The 17,744-nt window shown below is 73.3% G+C and carries 14 protein-coding genes; 10 read left to right on the plus strand and 4 right to left on the minus strand.

Features of this window, described 5'->3' with window-relative positions; all coding sequences use genetic code 11:
- Positions 1-107 precede the first annotated feature (107 nt).
- Genes AB0H52_RS13115 through AB0H52_RS13125 form a run of 3 tightly spaced genes read left to right on the plus strand, consistent with a single transcriptional unit; the run spans position 108 to position 3,560 of the window.
- The gene (locus AB0H52_RS13115) at positions 108-1,076 is read left to right on the plus strand and encodes a DUF5715 family protein (RefSeq protein WP_278122578.1); all 969 of its coding nucleotides are present in this window, start codon (positions 108-110) and stop codon (positions 1,074-1,076) included.
- Positions 1,077-1,080: 4 nt separating this feature from the next.
- On the plus strand, positions 1,081-2,670 hold the full coding sequence (locus AB0H52_RS13120) for an asparagine synthase-related protein (protein WP_357947132.1): 1,590 nt from the start codon (positions 1,081-1,083) through the stop codon (positions 2,668-2,670).
- A 59-nt stretch (positions 2,671-2,729) separates the two neighbouring features.
- Positions 2,730-3,560, plus strand: a complete 831-nt coding sequence (locus tag AB0H52_RS13125) for a MerR family transcriptional regulator (protein WP_151490851.1) — start codon at positions 2,730-2,732, stop codon at positions 3,558-3,560.
- Positions 3,561-3,564: 4 nt separating this feature from the next.
- Here AB0H52_RS13125 and AB0H52_RS13130 read toward each other — a convergent pair whose 3' ends face one another.
- Positions 3,565-4,776, minus strand: a complete 1,212-nt coding sequence (locus tag AB0H52_RS13130; RefSeq protein WP_357947135.1) for an SLC13 family permease — start codon at positions 4,774-4,776, stop codon at positions 3,565-3,567.
- A gap of 126 nt (positions 4,777-4,902) precedes the next feature.
- Between AB0H52_RS13130 and AB0H52_RS13135 the strand changes: the two genes are divergently transcribed.
- Positions 4,903-5,901, plus strand: coding sequence for a linear amide C-N hydrolase (locus AB0H52_RS13135; protein ID WP_151490849.1), 999 nt, complete (start codon positions 4,903-4,905; stop codon positions 5,899-5,901).
- 54 nt (positions 5,902-5,955) lie between these two features.
- Here AB0H52_RS13135 and AB0H52_RS13140 read toward each other — a convergent pair whose 3' ends face one another.
- On the minus strand, positions 5,956-7,404 hold the full coding sequence (locus AB0H52_RS13140; RefSeq protein WP_151490848.1) for a hypothetical protein: 1,449 nt from the start codon (positions 7,402-7,404) through the stop codon (positions 5,956-5,958).
- A gap of 140 nt (positions 7,405-7,544) precedes the next feature.
- On the opposite strand from AB0H52_RS13140, the gene AB0H52_RS13145 reads away from it, so the two are divergent.
- From AB0H52_RS13145 to AB0H52_RS13160, 4 genes are all read left to right on the plus strand, one after another.
- Positions 7,545-8,255 (plus strand): DUF305 domain-containing protein, encoded by a 711-nt coding sequence (locus tag AB0H52_RS13145; protein ID WP_357947139.1) that lies wholly within the window; start codon positions 7,545-7,547, stop codon positions 8,253-8,255.
- Positions 8,256-8,298: 43 nt separating this feature from the next.
- Positions 8,299-9,510 (plus strand): sensor histidine kinase, encoded by a 1,212-nt coding sequence (locus tag AB0H52_RS13150; protein ID WP_151492744.1) that lies wholly within the window; start codon positions 8,299-8,301, stop codon positions 9,508-9,510.
- Positions 9,507-10,172, plus strand: a complete 666-nt coding sequence (locus AB0H52_RS13155; protein WP_151492745.1) for a response regulator transcription factor — start codon at positions 9,507-9,509, stop codon at positions 10,170-10,172. Before AB0H52_RS13150 ends, AB0H52_RS13155 begins: the two co-directional genes overlap by 4 nt.
- 147 nt (positions 10,173-10,319) lie before the next feature.
- A complete protein-coding gene (locus AB0H52_RS13160) occupies positions 10,320-12,803 on the plus strand; it encodes an FtsX-like permease family protein (RefSeq protein WP_151492746.1) in 2,484 nt (827 codons plus the stop codon).
- Between the two features lie 83 nt (positions 12,804-12,886).
- On the opposite strand, the gene AB0H52_RS13165 is transcribed toward AB0H52_RS13160, so the two are convergent.
- Positions 12,887-14,149 carry a nucleotide sugar dehydrogenase gene (locus AB0H52_RS13165; protein ID WP_151492749.1) on the minus strand — a complete coding sequence of 421 codons (1,263 nt, stop codon included), beginning with the start codon at positions 14,147-14,149 and terminating at the stop codon, positions 12,887-12,889.
- 119 nt (positions 14,150-14,268) lie between these two features.
- Entirely contained in the window at positions 14,269-15,621 is a 1,353-nt protein-coding gene (locus tag AB0H52_RS13170; protein WP_357947143.1) for a protein kinase, read from the minus strand.
- A 535-nt stretch (positions 15,622-16,156) separates the two neighbouring features.
- Here AB0H52_RS13170 and AB0H52_RS13175 point away from each other — a divergent pair.
- Both AB0H52_RS13175 and AB0H52_RS13180 read left to right on the plus strand, forming a co-directional pair.
- Positions 16,157-16,834: an RNA polymerase sigma factor gene (locus AB0H52_RS13175; RefSeq protein WP_357947146.1), complete on the plus strand. Its 678-nt coding sequence runs from the start codon at positions 16,157-16,159 to the stop codon at positions 16,832-16,834.
- Positions 16,827-17,666 (plus strand): hypothetical protein, encoded by an 840-nt coding sequence (locus AB0H52_RS13180; RefSeq protein WP_357947149.1) that lies wholly within the window; start codon positions 16,827-16,829, stop codon positions 17,664-17,666. The genes AB0H52_RS13175 and AB0H52_RS13180 overlap by 8 nt, the downstream gene beginning before the upstream one ends.
- Positions 17,667-17,744 lie beyond the last annotated feature (78 nt).

Consider the following 17,744-nt stretch of genomic DNA (forward strand, 5'->3'; position numbering starts at 1 on the left):
CGTTCGAGGGGAGATAGGAGGATTGTTCGGTCCGTTCCGGTCCCGATGATTACGGTGTGTTTCAGGGCGAACCACCCAGTGTCGTGACCGGAGAAAGGGACCCCGTCATGCGAGTGCCCAGCCGTAGCCCGGGCCAGCAGCCCGGTCCGCCCGTGTCGCCCACCGCCCCGAACCGACGTCGGCCCTCCGGGACCGCCCCTCGGCGCCTTCCCGCTGCCGCACCCGATCTCGCCGCCTACCGTGGCGCCGTCGCCGAGTTGCTGGTCGAGGTCGGTGCCCTGGCCGACGCGACCAGCACCCGCGCCCGGCAGGTGCTCATCGACGAGCGGCTGCGCGAACCGGCACTCGCCGCCGTCCTCGACGCCACCCCGCAGGGCCTGATCGGCGCCCGCGAGACGCTGCTGCTGGAGATGGCCCGCTACCAGCCGAACGACCGGACGTCTGCGCGTGACCTGACCGCGCTGGTCCGCATCTACCTGCTCTCCCGCATCGACGTGCTCTGGTGGCAGGACGCCCCGACCTTCGTCACCGACGACCAGGTCAACGGCAGCGCCGAACTGGTCGACCTGGAGTGGCTGCGTCGCCGTGACCTGCTGCGCTTCCGCTACCAGGAGCAGCCCGCCACGATGGTGGGCCGGGCGGCGCGCGGTCTGCGGCGCCGGCTGCGACCGGACGCCGCCCCGCGCACCGCCGGGCTGCTGTTCCGCCGCGCCCGGCGCGAGGTGGTGGCGCTGCTCAACGACCTCGGACGCGAGTTCGCCGCGGCCGTGCCGTCGAGCACCCCGCCCCTGTGGGTGACCAGCCTCGTGCGCAGTACCGAGCACCAGTACCGGCTGCGCCGCCTCGGCTACGCCGCGATGCTGCCCAGCGGGCACTGCCTCGGCTACTCCGTCGACGTCGAGCTGGCCTGGTTCGAGCGGTTCGGTGCGCGCGACACCCTCGCGGAGCTGCTGCTCGCCCGGCAGGAAGCCGGCGAGATCAGCGTCATCGACGAGGGGCAGGCCTGGCATCTGTGTCTCGCGCCCACCGCCCGGCGTCGGCTGCGCCGGGCGTACGAGGCCGAGATGGGGGTCTGAGCCCATGTGCGGCATCGCGTTGAGCATCGGCCCGGAAGCCGACCCGGCGACGTTCCGGCGGATGCTCGCCGTCCTCGCACCCCGAGGCGAGGTCACCGAGACACGGGCCGAGAGTGGTCTGCTCGCCGGCACCCGCCGGCTGCGGGTCGTCGACCGCGATCGGGCGGTGCAGCCGTGGACCTCCACCGACGAACGCTGGCTGCTCTGCTTCAACGGCGAGATCTTCAACCACCGGGAGTTGCGGGCGCAGCTCACCCGGGTGGGGCAGGTGTTCCGCACCGAGAGCGACACCGAGGTGCTGCTCGCCGCGTTCCAGCAGTGGGGCGAGGCGGCGGTGACCCGGCTGCGCGGCGAGTACGCCTTCGCCGTCGTCGAACGCGCCACCGGTCGGGTGTACCTGGCCCGCGACCCGCTCGGCGTGAAGCCGCTGTACTGGTCCCGGCGGCCCGGCTGCCTGCACCTCGCCTCCGAGGTCAAGGCGCTCGTCGGGCACCGCGCCCCGATCAGCGAGGTGCCGCCCGGGCACCACGGCTGGGCGCAGGCGGACGGACACGTCCGCCTGCGGCCGTACGTCGACCTGCTCACCATCGGCGAGGGCCTGCCGGTCATCGACGACCCGGACGAGGCCGCCCTGCTCGTCCGTGCCGCGCTGAGCGACGCCATCCGGATGCGGGTGGACACCGACCTCACCGTCGGGGTGGTCCTCTCCGGTGGGCTGGACAGCTCGCTGACCCTGCGCCAGGTACGCGACATCCACCCGGACTGCGTCGCGGTGACCATCGGCGTGCCGGACAGCCCCGACGTGGCGTACGCGCGGCGGCTCGCCGCCGACCTCGACGTGCCGCACGTGGTGGTCGAGCTGCGCCCGCGCGACATCCGGCTCGCCGACGTGCGCGAGGCGATCCGGATCTCGGAGCTGACCGAGTACGGCGACATCATCAACGCGGTGGTCTCGGTGCCGATCTTCCGGCGGCTGCGGGACCTCGGCATCAAGGTGGTGCTCACCGGCGACGGCTCCGACGAGCTGTTCGGCGGGTACCCGATGTACCACCAGGCCGGGCCGGGCGCCGCCCGTCGGCTGTTCCTGCACCGCATCCGCAACCTGTGCCGCACCGAGTTGCAGCGGGTCGACCGGACGGCCATGGGGCACGGGGTGGAGGCGCGGGTGCCGTTCCTCGACCTCAGCGTCGTGGAGCTGGCGATGCGGCTGCCGCTGGAGCTGAAGCTGCGCCACGGGCAGGAGAAGTGGATCGTCCGGCGGGCGTTCGCCGACGTGCTGCCCGACTACATCCTGCGGCGGCCGAAGAACCCCATGTCGTACTCGTCGGGGCTGCACGAACGGGTGCGGCTGTACAAGCCGCTCTTCGCCCGGCTGCACCGCGCGTTCGGCTACGACCTGTTGGAGCCGGTCCGCCGCGACTTCGACACCCTGCTCACCCGCTGCGGCAACGACCTGGACCGGGCCATCGCCGCCGGAATGAGCCGGCCCGACTACACCGTCCTGGAACACGCCCGCGATTTGGTCGGCGCGGCGAAGTGGAACGCCGCGCCGATGGTCCGCCGGCTGGTCGGCCCACGCCCGGCCCGCCCCTGAACCCGCCCCCCGACGACGCTTGACTCTGACACCGTGTCAGGGGCGAGCGTGAGGGGACCATGTTCACCATCGGAGACTTCGCCAGACTCGGCCGGGTGTCGGTGCGGATGCTGCGCCACTACGACAGCATCGGCCTGCTGGGTCCTGCCACCGTCGATCCGCACACCGGATACCGGTTCTACCGGGCCGACCAACTGCGCCGGCTCAACCGGGTGATCGCACTCAAGGACCTGGGTCTCACCCTCGACCAGGTGCGGACGATCCTCGACGACGCCGTCGACGTGGTCGAACTGCGGGGCATGCTGCGACTGCGTCGCAGCCAACTGGCGGCGCAACTGGTCGCCGACACGGCCCGGCTCGCGGCCGTCGAGGCGAGGCTCCGGATGATCGAATCGGAGGGTCGGATGACCACCCAGGACGTCGTACTCAAGGAGATCGCGCCGGTTCGGGTCGCGGAGCTCACCGCTGTCGCGCCCAGCTACCAGACCGAGGACGTCGGTCCGGTGATCCAGCCGCTCTACCCGGAGCTGTTCCGTCGACTGGCCGACGGCGGGATCACGCCGACCGGCCCGGCCATCGCCTGGTACGAACCGGCTCCCGACGATGACGGCGACGCGGTGCTGGTGCACGCCGGCGTGACCGTCGCCGCCGGGGTGTCCCCGGCCAGCGACGTCGTGGTGCGGAACCTGCCGGCGGTACGCACCGCGGCGACGATCATCCATCACGGCTCGATGGACGATGTCGAGTCGAGCATGCAGGCGCTCGCCCGGTGGATCGAGGAGAACGGTTACCGCACCGACGGATACGCCCGCGAGGTCTACCTCGAATACTCCCAGGACACCCCGGAGAAGGGCGTCACCGAGCTTCAGCTCGCCGTCGACCGAGCCTGACCGGTCAGCTCACCAGCAGCAGCGCGCCGACCGCGGCGAGCGTGCCGGCGATCGCGAGCACGGTGCTGCTCAGCACGAACCGGCGCACCGGCACGCTCACTCCGGCGGCGCGGCACCGCTCGAACCACAGCAGGGTGGCCAGCGACGCCCACGGGGCGGCCAGCGGGCCCACGTTGGTGCCGATCAGCAGGGCGAGCAGGCGGGTGTGGTCGCCGACCGGCAGCACCGACTCGCCGGCCAGGTAGGCCGGCAGGTTGTTCACCGCGTTGGCCAGCAGCGCGCCCGTGCCGCCGGCGCGCAGCGCGCCCCACGCCCCGCCGTCGACGCCGAGCAGGCCGCCCACGACATCGTCGAGCCCGTGTCGGCCGAGAGTCTGCACCACCAGGAACAGGCCGGTGACGAAGAGCAGCAGCCGTACCGGCACCAGCCCGGGGCGCAGCGTCGCGGGGGAGCGGACCACGAAGCCGAGCAGCACCAGGGCGAGCGCGACGGTGGAGGCGAGCCCGATCTCCACCCCGGCGAGGATGCCGGCGACGAAGAGCAGACAGCCGGCGAGCGCGGTGCGGTGCAGCACCGGATCGGCCGGGACGTGCCGGGCCGGCGGGACGAAGCGCCCGCCGGCCGGCCGGTCGCGCCGCCACCAGACGTACCAGAGCAGCACCATGGTGACCACCACCGCGGCGAGCTGCGGCAGCGCCATCCGCTGCGCGTACGCCAGGGGCGCCAGGCCGACCCGGTCGGCGGCGAGCAGGTTGGTCAGGTTGGACACCGGCAGCAGCAGGCTCGCGGTGTTCGCCAGCCAGACCGTGGTGACCGCGAGCGGACCCGCCGGCACGCGCAGGGTGCGGGCCAGCGCGAGCAGCACCGGGGTGAGCAGCACGGCGGTGGTGTCGAGGTTGAGCGCCAGGGTGGTCACCGTGGCCAGGCCCCCGCAGAGCAGGAACAGCGCCGCCCAACTGCCGCGCGAGGCGATGGCCAGCCGGCTGGCGAGCACGTCGAAGACACCGGCCACGGCGGTCAGCTCGGCGAGCACGATCACGGTGCCGAGGAAGAGCAGCAGCGGCAGGATCCGGTGCAGGGTGTCGGTGGTCTCGGCGCGCGGCAGCAGCCCGCTCAGCGCGCAGGCCGTGCCGACGACGGCGAGGACGACCGCCACCAGGTCGAGCGGGTGCGGACGCCAGCGCACGGTGGGCTCGGGCGGGGCTACGGGCTTCACGTCTGACCACGCTCGCACAGCGTCCGACCCGCCGGACCGCCGCCCCCGCCCGGGTGACCGGCCCCACCGGAGGCGTGAACCACGGCGGTGGACAACCGTCGATCGGTCCCATAGCGTCCAACGAATATGCGGAGGATCCTGCCGGCCGTCACGACGGCCCTGTTGCTCGTTCTGACCTCCTGTGCCGCCTCGACGCCCCCGCAGCGCTCACGCGCCGGGGAGTCGAGCGCCACTCCGTCCGCCTCGCGCCAGGACACCGCCCAGGCCGAGCAGACGATGGCCAGCCTGCGCCGGGTCGACGACCTGCCGCTGTACGAGATGACGTACGTCGGGGCGTACGACCCGACGGTGGGCACCGACGCGGCTCCGCCCAGCCCGTTCGGCTGCTCGCTGTTCGTGGCCGCCGGTGATCCGGCCCGGCCGCTGTTCGCGCGCAACTTCGACTGGGACGCCAACCCGGCTCTGGTGCTGCGGACCGACCCGCCGGACGGCTATGCGGCCGTGTCGCTGGTCGACATCTCCTACCTCGGCGTCGGCGCGGACCCGACCGGCGACCGCCGGCTGCTCAACGCGCCGCTGCTGCCCTTCGACGGGATGAACGAGCGGGGTCTGGCCGTGGGGTTGGCGGCGGACGACGCGGCGACCGCCCGCCCGCAGCCGGGCAGACCCACCGTCGGTTCGGTGCGGATCCTGCGACTGGTGCTGGACCGGGCCGCCACGGTCGACGAGGCGGTGGCCGTGTTCGGTCGGCACAACCTCGACTTCGACGGCGGCCCGCCGCTGCACTATCTGGTGGCCGACGCGACCGGCGCGTCCGCCGTGATCGAGTTCGTCGACGGGGCGATGCGGGTGGAACGGGGCACGGGCCGCTGGCAGGCGCTCACCAACGTGCCGGTCGCCGGGGTGCCCGAGCAGCGCCGCCGGGAGGACCGCCGGTACGGGCAGATCGCCGCCGCGCTGACCGACGCGGGCGCGGTGGTGGACGCCGAGGCGGCGCATCGGATCCTCACCACCGTCCGGCAGGGGCACACCCGCTGGTCGGTGACGTACGGCCTGCGCAGCGGCGAGGTCAGGCTGGTCACCGCCGCCGGTGGCGTCCGGGAGTACCGGCTGCCGATGAGCTGACGTGGCCGGGCCCGGCCCCTCGACGAGGGACCGGTCCCGGGTGGCGCCTCGGTTCTACCGGCTCCGGTAACCGGGCTGGGTCTGCACGTTCAGCTCACGGAACCGGGTCAGGTTGGCCGTCCAGGTCCGCCAGTCGTTCAGCTCCAGGACGTCCAGGCCCTTCTGGATGTCGTTGGAGTAGATGGTGCCGTTGTAGTAGTACGTCGACCAGGCGCCGCCGGTGAGGGCCTGGGTCGCGGAGAGCGGACCGCGCTCCCAGTAGGCGATCTCCTTGGGGTGGCTCGAGTCGGTGAAGTCCCACACCGAGATGCCGCCCTGATACCACGCCTGCACCATGATGTCCCGTCCGAGCACCGGGATCAGCGAGCCGTTGTGCGCCACGCAGTTCTCGGTGTCGGCGTTGGTGCGCGGGATCTTGTAGTAGCTGCGGAACTCCAGCGTCCGGGAGTTGCCGCGACCGGCGATGTCGTAGATGGCGTCCGCACCCCGGTTGGGTCCGACGGTCTCGTTGCAGGTGGCCGCCCCGCCGCCGCCCAGCTCGTCGGTGAAGACGACCTTGGTGCCGGCGTTGTTGAACGTGGCCGAGTGCCAGAAGGCGAAGTTGACCGTGTCCCGGACCTGGGTGATGACCCGGGGCGCTTCCCGGTTCTTGATGTCGAGCAGGATGCCGTCACCCATGCAGGCGCCGGCGGCCAGGTCCTTCGACGGGTACGCGGTGATGTCGTGGCAACCGGTGGTCGCCGAGCCGGTCCCGCTGCCCGGGAAGCCGCCGTCCGGGAAGAGGTTCGGCGTCGAGATGACCGACGCCTGGGTCGGCTTCTTCACCGGCACCTTGACGATGGAGATGGAGTCGTGCGGCGGCTGGCAGTCCGGGAATTCGGCCCGCGGGCTGTACGACGAGACGTACAGGTAGACGTTCTTGCGGTCCTTGCCCGGCACCAGCGTGTGGGTGTGCGACCCGCAGGCGGTCTCCACGGACTTGATGTACCGCGGGTTGGCCTTGTCGCTGATGTCGAAGATCTTGATGCCCTCCCACGACTCCTTGACGGACGCGGGCTGCGCGACGCTCGCGCACGAGTCGTCGCTGCGCGACGAGTCGGTGGACACGAACAGCAGGTTGTCGTAGACGGAGATGTCGTTCTGCGAACCCGGGCAGTTCACCTGCGAGGTGATCTTCGGGGCGCTGGGACGGGAGATGTCGTAGATGACGAACCCGTTGTAGTTGCCGGCGAAGGCGTACTTGCCCTGGAAGGCCATGTCGCTGTTGAGTGCCGCCGTGGTGTCGAACGGGGCCTGCTTGGGCAGGTTGGCGATCAGGCGCAGGTTGGGGCTGCTGCGGATCTCGTCGACGCCCGGGATGTCGCTGGCGGCGGACGCCGCCGGTGGCGCCGCCTCCTGGGCGTTGCTCGGCGTCGCGACGGCGACGCTGGTCAGCAGGAGGGCCGCGGCGGCCAGGCTGACGATCCGGAGTTGTCGAAGCCGGGGGGTGATGAGTCTGATCATCGGCGACGCCCTTCGAAAGGGGGATGGCGATGTTCGGTACCTTACCGACCCTCGGAGATCATCGATGTGACCCGGGTCACATCAATGCGGACTCGTCAATCGATAAGATCGCTGCGACCTCGACCTGAGGGGGGTGCGGCATGACCGTCCGACGCGGCCGGTTGCTGACCGTCGTCATATCGATGGCCGTGTTGGTGGTGCTGGTGGTGGTGGCCGTCCGGGCCGCCGACGACACACCCCGTCCGGCCGCAGCGCCGGCGTCGCCCACCCCGGCCTCGCCCACCCCGGCCTCGCCCACCCCGACCGGCCCCGAGCCGCCGCCGGTGATCGTCCCCGGCCGACCGGGGGAGGCCGCGGTCACGCGGCCCGCGCACGAGGTACGCGACGACAGCGCGCCCCGCTACAACGCACTGGACACCGTCTTCGTCCAGATGATGATCCCGCACCACCAGCAGGCGCTGGAGATGACCGAGCTGGCCGACGAGCGGGCCTCCGATCCCCGCATCCGCGCCTACGCCGACCGGATCAGGGCCGGTCAGGGCCCGGAGATCGCGGTGCTGCGCGGCTGGCTCAGCACCCGCGGCCTGCCCGCGTCGGCGCCCGGGCACGACCACGGCGGCATGCGCGGGATGCAGTCGCCCGAGGCGATGCGCCACCTGGCCGACGCGCGGGGCACCGAGTTCGACCGGCTCTTCGTGCGGATGATGAGTGACCACCACCAGGGTGCGGTGGCCATGGCCACCGACCTGCTGTCGGTCGGCCTCGACCTGACCCTCAACGAGATCGCCACCTCGCTCGCGACCGAGCAGGCCGTCGAGATCGCCCGCCTGCGCGAACTCACCCCACCCTGACCGGCCGCGCCACGAGCCGCGTACCGCTCGACACGTACGCTGGGTGACCGTGAGACGCACGATGTTCGGTCGCCCGCTGCGCGGCGTCGCCTTCGACGTGGCCGTCTCCGCCGTGGTGGCGCTCGTCGGCCTGGCCTCCGCGGTGGCCCAGCCGGGCGGCTGGTGGGCCACCCTGGTCGGCGTGGGGATGGCGGCGGCGCTGCTGTTCCGCCGTACCCACCCCAGCGCGGTGACCGTGGTGGTCGCGGCACTCGCCCTGGTGCAGGTGATCGCCCAGTGGGGTCCACTCGCCTACGACGTGGCCGTCCTCATCGCCCTCTACAGCGTGGTGAAGTACGGCGAACGGCTGCGCGACGGTGTGCTCGCCGGTGCCGTCGCCGCCGTGGGCGTGCTGCTCGCCGCCGCGCAGACCCCCGGTGTCATCCAGTGGTGGGTGACCGCGCTGTGGTACGCGCTGGTCACCGGCGCGGTCTGGCTGGTCGCGCTGAACGTGCGCACCCGACGGCTCTACGTGCTCAGTCTGGAGGAGCGGGCCAGCACCCTCGAACGCGAGCGCGAGGCCGAGTCCCGGGCCGCGGTCGCCGAGGAACGCACCCGCATCGCCCGCGAGCTGCACGACGTGGTGGCGCACAGCATGGCCGTGATGATCGTCCAGGCGGACGGCGCGCGGTTCATGCTCGATCGGGACCCCGAGCAGGCCCGTACCGCCGTGAAGGTCGTTGCCGACACCGGCCGGCAGGCCCTCGAGGAGATGCGCCGGCTGGTCGGCGTCCTGCGCGACGCGGGCCCGACCGGCGCCGGCGGACCGGGGGTGCCCGCCGACCCGGAGCACCGCCGGCTGGCCCTGACCGACCTGCCCGACCTGTTGACCCGGTTCCGCGGCGCCGGGCTGCGCATCGGGCACACCGTCACCGGCGAACCGCCGGTCCTGCCGCCGGGGCTGGAGCTGACCGTCTACCGGGTCGTGCAGGAGGCGCTGACCAACGCGCTCAAGCACGCCGGCGTCGGCGCCCACGTCGAGCTGACCCTCACGTACACCACCGACGCCGTCGTGGTCCGGGCCGTCGACGACGGTCGCGGCCGCCCGGTGGTCGGCCCGGCGCCGTCCGGCGGTCACGGTCTGCTCGGCATGCGCGAGCGGGCGACGGTGTACGACGGCAGCCTCACCGCCGGGCCCCGGCCATCCGGGGGCTGGCAGCTGGAGGCCCGGCTACCGCTACCGTCGGATCCCGCAACGGAGGTGATCGCGGCATGACGATCCGCGTGGTGATCGTGGACGACCAGGCGCTGGTGCGCGCCGGGTTCCGGATGGTGCTGGACTCGCAGCCCGACCTGGAGGTGGTCGGGGAGGCCATCGACGGCGCGGACGCCCTGCGGGTGCTCGCCCGCACCGAGGCCGACGTCGTGGTGATGGACGTCCGGATGCCGACCATGGACGGGGTGGAGGCCACCCGCCGGCTCTGCGCCGACCGGCCCTCGGGGCCGCCCCGGGTGCTGGTGCTGACCACCTTCGACACCGAGGCGGACGCGTTCGCCGCGCTCCAGGCCGGGGCGAGCGGGTTCCTGCTCAAGAACGTCCCGCCGGAGGAGCTGCTGGCCGCGATCCGGGTCGTCGCCCAGGGTGACTCGGTGGTGGCGCCGTCGATCACCCGGCGGCTGCTGGACCGGTTCGCCGGGCAGCTCGGTGCCGGCCCGACCGCCGATCCCCGGCTCGCGCAGCTCACCGACCGGGAGCGGGAGGTGCTGCTGCTCGTCGCACAGGGACTGTCCAACGCGGAGATCGCCGCCCGGGTGCACGTGGCCGAGGCGACCGTGAAGACCCACGTCGGGCGGATCCTGGCGAAGCTGCACCTGCGCGACCGGGTCCAGGCGGTGGTGCTGGCGTACGAGAGCGGGCTGGTCACGCCCGGCGGATGAGCCCGCGTACGACCTGGGTAGTACCGGTCGACGGGCACACCGCGACCCGGGACGCACACAGGTCGAGCGCACAGGTGGAGATCGACTGACCGGTGCCGGCCATAGCGTCGGAGGGGTCCGATCCGCACCGCCACCGGGGAGCCCCGCATGATCCGCCTGACCCTGCGCTCGCTGCGTGCCGAGGCACTGCGCATGCTGCTCTCCGCGCTGGCCGTCGTGCTCGGCGTCGCGTTCATCGCCGGCACCCTGATCCTCGTCGACGGGATGCGCGCCGGCGCGTACGAGCGGGCCGGCACCTTCGACCGGCACACCGACCTGGGCGTGTACGCCACCGGCACCAGCCCGCTGCCCGCCGCTCTGGTCGACCGGGTCCGGGCGGTCGACGGGGTGGCCGCCGCCGCCGGGGAGCTGACCGGCACCGGCGGGGTCGTCGGCGCCGACGGCCGGCCGGTGCTCGGCTTCGCCGTGCTCGCCGCCATCCCCACCGAGCCCGCCCTGCGCTCGTACGACGTGGTCACCGGACGGCTGCCCGACCGCGCTGGCGAGGTGGTGCTCGACGCCGAGACGGTGGCCGGGGAGGGCTTCACCCTCGGTGCGCCGGTCCGCATCGGTGGCTCCGGTGGGCAGGCCCGCCCGTACACGCTGGTCGGCACCGTCGACGTGGCCGGCACCGTGCGGGACATCGGCGGGCCGTTCATCGGCCTGGTCGGGCCGGACGCCCTCGCCGTCACCGGGGAGGCCGGCTACGGCCGGATCATGGTGGCGGCCCGGCCGGGTGTCGCGGCGAGCGCGCTCACCGAACGGGTACGCGCCGTCGCCGGCCCCGACGCCAGCGTGAAGGGTCGCCAGCAGATCCTCGACGAGGCCGTCGACGAGGCGGTCCGCAGTCTCGACCAGTTCACCATGCTGCTGCTGATCTTCGTGGCGGTCGCCGTGGTGGTGGCCGGTTTCGTCATCGCCAACACCTTCGCGATCGTGCTGGCGCAGCGCACCCGGCGGACCGCGCTGCTGCGTCTGGTCGGCGCCACCCGCGGTCAGGTCTTCCGCTCGGCGCTGCTGGAGTCGGCGGTGGTCGGGGCGGTCGCCTCCGCGCTCGGGGTGCTGCTCGGGGTGGCTCTCGCCGGCGGGATGCGGCTGCTGTTGACCCGCCTCGACGTGCCGGTCTCCGGCGGGCTGCGGGTGACCGGGTCGACGGTGCTGACCGCTCTGCTGCTGGGCACCGTGCTCACCGTGGGTGCCGCCCTGCTCCCGGCCTGGCGGGGCACCCGGGTCGCGCCGGTGGCCGCGTTGACCGACGCCGCGGTGCAGCCCAGTCGGGGCGCGGGTCGTCTCCGGCTGATCTCGGGCGCGGTGGTGCTGGGCGCCGGGATCGCCGCGCTGGCCGGTGCCGCCAGCGCCGGTCAACTGCTGCTGGTGGCCGCCGGCGGGGTGCTGGCCTTCCTCGGGATCGTCCTGTTCGGACCGGTGCTCGTGCCGGCGCTGGTCCGGGTGTTCGGTTGGCCGGTCCGTCGCCTGCTCGGAACGGCCGCCACCCTCGCGGTGGCCAACGCGGTCCGCAACCCACGCCGGGTCGCCGCGACCGCCACGGCCCTGGTGATCGGAATCGGACTGGTGTCGGCGTTCGTGGTGGGTGCCCGCAGCACCAAGGACGGCATCGAACGCAGCGTGGACGCCGAGGTCGGCACCGACTTCGTGGTCAGCGGGATCGGTCAGGACCTGCCCGGCGCGCTGACCGGTGAGCTGGCCGCCCGACCCGAGCTGGGCGTGGTGCACGAACAACGCAGCACGGTGAGCGCCGACATCGAGATCCGCGCCGCCCACCCGGCGCTGGTCGGCCGGACGATCACCGGTGTGCTCGCCGGCGACGCGACCCGGCTCGGGCCGGGACGGGTGCTGGTGCACCGGGAGTTGGCCCAGTCCAACGGCTGGACGGTCGGCTCACCGGTCACCGTCGGCGGGCGCCGGTTCCAGGTGGCCGCCGTGGTCGCCGACGACCGGCCCGCCATGGTGGCCGGCGCCGCCCCCGTCGGGCACGTCATCGACATGGCCGACGAGGACTTCGCCGCGCTCTTTCCCGACCGGCACGGCTTCCTGACCGAGATCGATCCCGCCGCCGGCGTCGACGCCGACCGGGCCCGCGACGCCATCGAGGCGGTGCTGGCCGCCTACCCGACGGTCACCATGATGGACCAGGGGGCGTACAAGAAGATGCTCACCGGCACGGTCGACATGCTGCTGGCGTTCGTCACCGCGCTGCTCGGCCTGGCCGTGGTGATCGCCCTGGTCGGCGTGGCGAACACGCTGAGCCTGTCGGTGGTCGAACGGACCCGGGAGAACGCGGTGCTGCGGGCCGTCGGCATGACCCGGGCCCGGATGCGCGCCATGCTCGCCGTGGAGGCGGTGCTGATGGCGATGGTCGGCGCGGTGCTCGGCATCGGGCTGGGCACCGGGGTGAGCGCCGCCGCGATGGCGCTGCTGGACCGCCTCGGCGGTGACTTTCACGTGGTGCTGCCGCTCGGCCAGCTCGGACTGCTCCTCGCCGTGGCGGTGCTGGCCGCCCTGCTCGCCTCGGTGCTGCCAGCCCGTCGGGCGCTGGCGCGGCCCGTCGTGCAGGCACTCGCCGACCAGTGACCCCCTCCGCTTGCCGCACACACGGACATCCGCTGGCCGGTCCTGCCATCTTCCTGGCGGCGGACCGGCCAGCGGTGCCGGGTCTACAGGCGCTCGACCATCGGGCCGGTGCACCGATTGCGGGTGTCGAAGACGTAGCGGGCGTGCTCGACCACCAGGTCGTAGTCGAAGGTGTCGTGGTCGGTGACCACCACCACCGCGTCGGCGGCGCGCACCTCCCGCTCGGTCAGCCCCACCACGGTCACCCCGGCGGGGATCTGGTGGGCCTCGGCGTACGGCTCGACCGCGTGCACCTCGGCGCCGAGGTCCTGCAGCCGACGGGCCACGTCGACGGCGGGGGAGTCGCGCATGTCGCCGGTGTTCTTCTTGTACGCCAGTCCGAGCAGCAACAGCCGGGCTCCGCTGACCGCGCGGCCGCTGCGGTTCAGCCCGGCCATGATCCGTTGCGCGACGTGCTCGGGCATCTCGTGGTTGACGTCGTTGGCCAGCTCGATGAACCGGAACTGCCGGCCGAGGCGGCGCTTGACCTGCCAGGACAGATAGCACGGGTCGATCGGCAGGCAGTGCCCGCCGACACCCGGGCCGGGCCGGAACGGCAGGAAACCGAACGGCTTCGTCTCGGCGGCCTCGATCGCCTGCCAGACGTCGATGTTCAGCGGATGCGAGAGCATCGTCAACTCGTTGATCAACGCGATGTTGACCTGGCGGAACGTGTTCTCGATCAGCTTGGTCAGCTCGGCGACCCTGGTGGAGTCCACCGGCACGGTGCGCTCCACCAGGCGCCGGTAGAAGCCGTCCACCCGCGCCAGCGACGTGGGGTCGACACCGGACACCACCTTCGGCGTGTTCTCCAACCGCCAGGTCGGGTTGCCCGGGTCGATGCGTTCCGGGCTGTAACCCAGGTGGAAGTCGCCGGGGCTGTGCAGCCCGCTGGCCGACTCCAGCAGCGGACGCAGCAACTCCTCGGTGGTGCCCGGGTAGGTGGTCGACTCCAGGATCACCGTGCAGCCCGGTCGTACGTACGGCCCGATGCTCACACCGGCCTGCTCGACGAAGCTCAGGTCGGGGGTGCCGTCGCGCAGCGGGGTGGGCACGGTGATGACGCAGAAGTCGAAACCCTCGGCGTCGGTGTACTCGGAGCTGGGCCGGTAGCGGCCGCTGCCCAACGCCCGGCCCAGCCGGTCGGCGGGGATGTCCTCGACGAACGACTCGCCCGCGGCGAGCCGCTTCACCCGGTCGGTGTCGACGTCGAGGCCGACCACGTTCAGGCCCGCCTCGACGGCCCGCATGGCCAGCGGTAGCCCGACATACCCCTGGCCGATCACGACCAGCTTCTCAGCGCTCACGCTCACGCAGGCTCCCGCAGCAGACGGTGGAAATGACCTGCGGAGAGCCTAGAGGTGTATTCGGCGACGTAAGTCCGTTTTGGGGATATCGGTGCTGGTGGGTCGGCTGTGTCGCCCGCTCAGCCGCCCGGCGGTCCCTCCGGGTCCGTCGCCGGCGCGGTGGTCGGGGTGGGATCGGGCGACGGGGTGGTGGGGTCGCTCGACGGGGCATCCGTGGTCGGCGTGCTGCTCGCCGTCGTCGACGGCATCGGCGCGCCGGGCGTCTGACTCGGCTGCGTGCTCGGCGTCGTGCTCACCGTGGCCGACGGGCTGGTCCCATGGGTGGTCGGCCGGTTCGGACGCGACGGATCCGCCGTGACCTGATCGTTCGCCGCCGGCACATCCACCTGACCGGTCGGTGCCACGGTCGGTGAGGTGGTGGGCAGCTTGACCGCCGGGGCGTCCGCATTCTCCGCCGCGCCCAGCGCCGCGATCAGGCCGGTGACCGCCACCAGCACGGTCGCCGCCGCGCCGACCAGAGCGCCCCGCCGGCCGCGCCGACGGCCCGCCGGGGCGACGGCCGCGCCGACCGGCACGTCGGTGCGGGTGCCGGGCCCGGCGTCGCGCAACGGCACGGACGCCGCCATCGCGGTGGGTGGTTCGCCGCCGGTCACCGCGGTCCGGGCCGCCTCGGCCATTGCCGCGCCACTGCTGAAGCGGTCCAGTGGATCCTTGGCCAGAGCCCGCGAGACCAGGGCGCGGACCGCCTCCGGGATCTCGTGCGGCAGCTCCGGCGGCTCGTCGTCCAGGTGCCGGACGGCGACCTGGAGCGGATTGTCGCCGGTGAACGGTGGGCCGCCGGTGAGGCAGCAGTAGGCGACGGCGCCCAGCGCGTAGATGTCCGTGGCCCCGCTGACCGGCCGGCCGGCGGCCTGCTCGGGTGCCATGTAGAGCGCGGTGCCGGGCACCGCGTTGGTGCTGGTGATGCTGGTGACGTTGGTGGAGCGGGCGACGCCGAAGTCGACCAGGACGACCGTGCCGTCCTCCTGCACCAGCAGGTTGCTGGGCTTGACGTCGCGGTGCACGATGCCGCCGAGGTGGGCCGCGTTCAGCGCGTGGGCCGCCTGGGCCACGATCGACATCGTCTCGGACACGTCGAGCCGGCCGGCCGCCTCGATCCGCTTGGACAGCGGCTCGCCGTCGACGAACTCCATAACCAGGTAGTCGGCCCGGCCGCCGTCGGGCAGGTCGTCCTCGCCGCAGTCGTAGACCTGCACGATGCCCGGGTGCCGAAGGGCCGCCATGATCCGCGCCTCGGCGCGGAACCGGGCGATGAAGTCGGGATCGGAGACCAACGCCGGCAGCAGGACCTTGACCGCGACCTGCCGGCCGAGGACCAGGTCCGAGGCACGCCAGACGTCGCCCATGCCGCCGGTGGCGACACGTTCGTCCAGGCGGTACCGACCGCTGAGCACGACCTCCGATGACAACACAGCATTACCGTACCTAGAGTGGCGCGGAACGGCGCGCTGCGGCCGACCCGCCGGACGGCCCGCACCGCCGCCCCTTCCGGTCTGACCTCCATCGACATCGTCGCTCTGTGACGGGCCGACAGCTCGCCGTGACGAAACCCGACGCATTCGTGCGACGTGTCCCCGAGCGAGGCTCACCAACAAGCGCGGGCACGGTAAGCGTCACCTGGTCACCGCCCGTTACGACGACGCGCCGGCCGGACGGTTTGATATTTGTCACTCTTCCGTGACGCGATGCCGACTTGTCGCCCGGTTGGTCCGCTCCTAGCGTTAGCGCGGCTCGGGCCCCGCCCGGTGGCCCCGACCGGTCGACACGTCGAGAGCCGACCGTCGCGGCGCTGGCCCAGACCCCCGTCCCGGCCAGTGCGGTCGCGGGCGTAATCTGATCAACTTCGGTGGAGGGCGGTGTGGTGCGGGAGCTGGTCGGGCCGTCGCATCGCGCCACGTCGGGTGCTCCGACGCCGCAGCCCAGGGCCGGGCGTCCCGCGGGCCGTCGATGACCCAGGAACTGACCGAGGCGGTCACCGCGGCGCAGGCCGGCGACGAGGACGCGTTCCGCTTCCTGTACCGCACCCTGCAGCCGGGCCTGCTGCGCTACCTGACCGCCGTGGTCGGCGGGGACGCCGAGGACGTCGCGTCGGAAACCTGGCTGCAGATCTCCCGTGACCTGCCCACCTTCACCGGCGGGGAGTTCCGGGCCTGGACCGTCACCATCGCCCGCAACCGGGCGATGGACCACCTGCGGAAGCTGCGCCGCCGACCGTCGCTGCCGGTTCCGGTGCAGGCGCTCGCCGATCTGGCCAGCGACGCGGACACCGCCGAGCGGGCCGGCGAGACGATCGGCACCGAGGCAGCCCTGGCGCTGATCTCCACCCTGCCGCCCCGCGAGGCCGAGGCTGTCCTGCTCCGGGCGGTGATCGGCCTGGACGCGGAATCGGCCGGTCAGGTGCTCGGTCGCCGTGCCGGCGCCGTCCGGACCGCCGCCCACCGGGGCCTGCGCCGGCTCGCGGCCCTCCTGGAACGGCCGGCCGAGCCCAGCACGCCCACCGTCGACGCCGACCCGCCGGTCGGAGCCGAGGGCGCGGCGCCGACCGGCGAGGCGGCCGCGCGGCCGCCCCGTCCGCGCGGCGGCCGGTCCCCTCGGACGTCACACGCCGAGCCGGCGGATGGCTGACGTGAAGGGATTCCGGATGAACCCGAACCGGCCGGACCGGCGGGCCGACCGCGCCGAGACCGAAGGGCTGCTCGACGCGGCCCGCGCCGCCGCGCCCACCGACCCGACGCCGACCACGGAGCAGCTCCGCTCGGCGATCCCCGCCGACCCGGCCACCGCGATCCACGCCGGCGACCCGGGTGACCCGCTCGCCCGGCTGCTTGCCGCCGCCGCCGCTCCGGCCCGCCCCGGTGAGCTGGCCGGCGAGCAGGCGGCACTGGCCGCGTTCCGGGCCGCCCGGGCCGACCCGCGGCCCGCCGCGGCCCACCGCTCGCGCCGCCGCCGGTTGACCACCGGCGCGGTGGCCTGGATCGGCGCGCTGGCGGCCACCGCCACGGCGGGCGCCGCCTTCGCCGCCGTCACCCTGCACCGGGCGCCCGACCCGGCGCCCCCGGTGCCGAGCAGCCCCCGGCCCAGCCCCACCGACGCCGGCGCGAGCCCGTCCGGCGACCGCGGCGCCGAGCCCACCCGGGAGGTGACCGGCACGGCGTCGGCGGCCGGCCCCACACCGGCCGGCACGACACCGGCCGGGTCGGCCCCCGCCGGCCAGCTGACCGGGCTGTGCCGTGCCTGGCAGGCCAAGAAGCCGCAACAGCGGGAGCAGGCCCTGCGGACCCCGGCCTTCGCGCAGCTGGTGACCGCCGCGGGTGGCGTAAGCCAGGTCGGCGCGTACTGCCAGCGGCTGGTGCCCGGGCCGACGCCGACGCCGTCGTCCACCCTGTCGCCGACCCCGACCCGGTCGGCGAAGGTCAAGCCGTCGCACTCGGCGAAGGGCCGGCCCACCGGGGACTGACCCGTCGCGGCCCGGTTCCGCCCTGCGCCGGGGAAATTCGTCTGTTAGACAGAGGTTGGAGGCGCCGTGGACGCCTCC

This window comes from Micromonospora sp. NPDC050695, assembly GCF_040654415.1.
Classification (GTDB): Bacteria; Actinomycetota; Actinomycetes; order Mycobacteriales; family Micromonosporaceae; genus Micromonospora.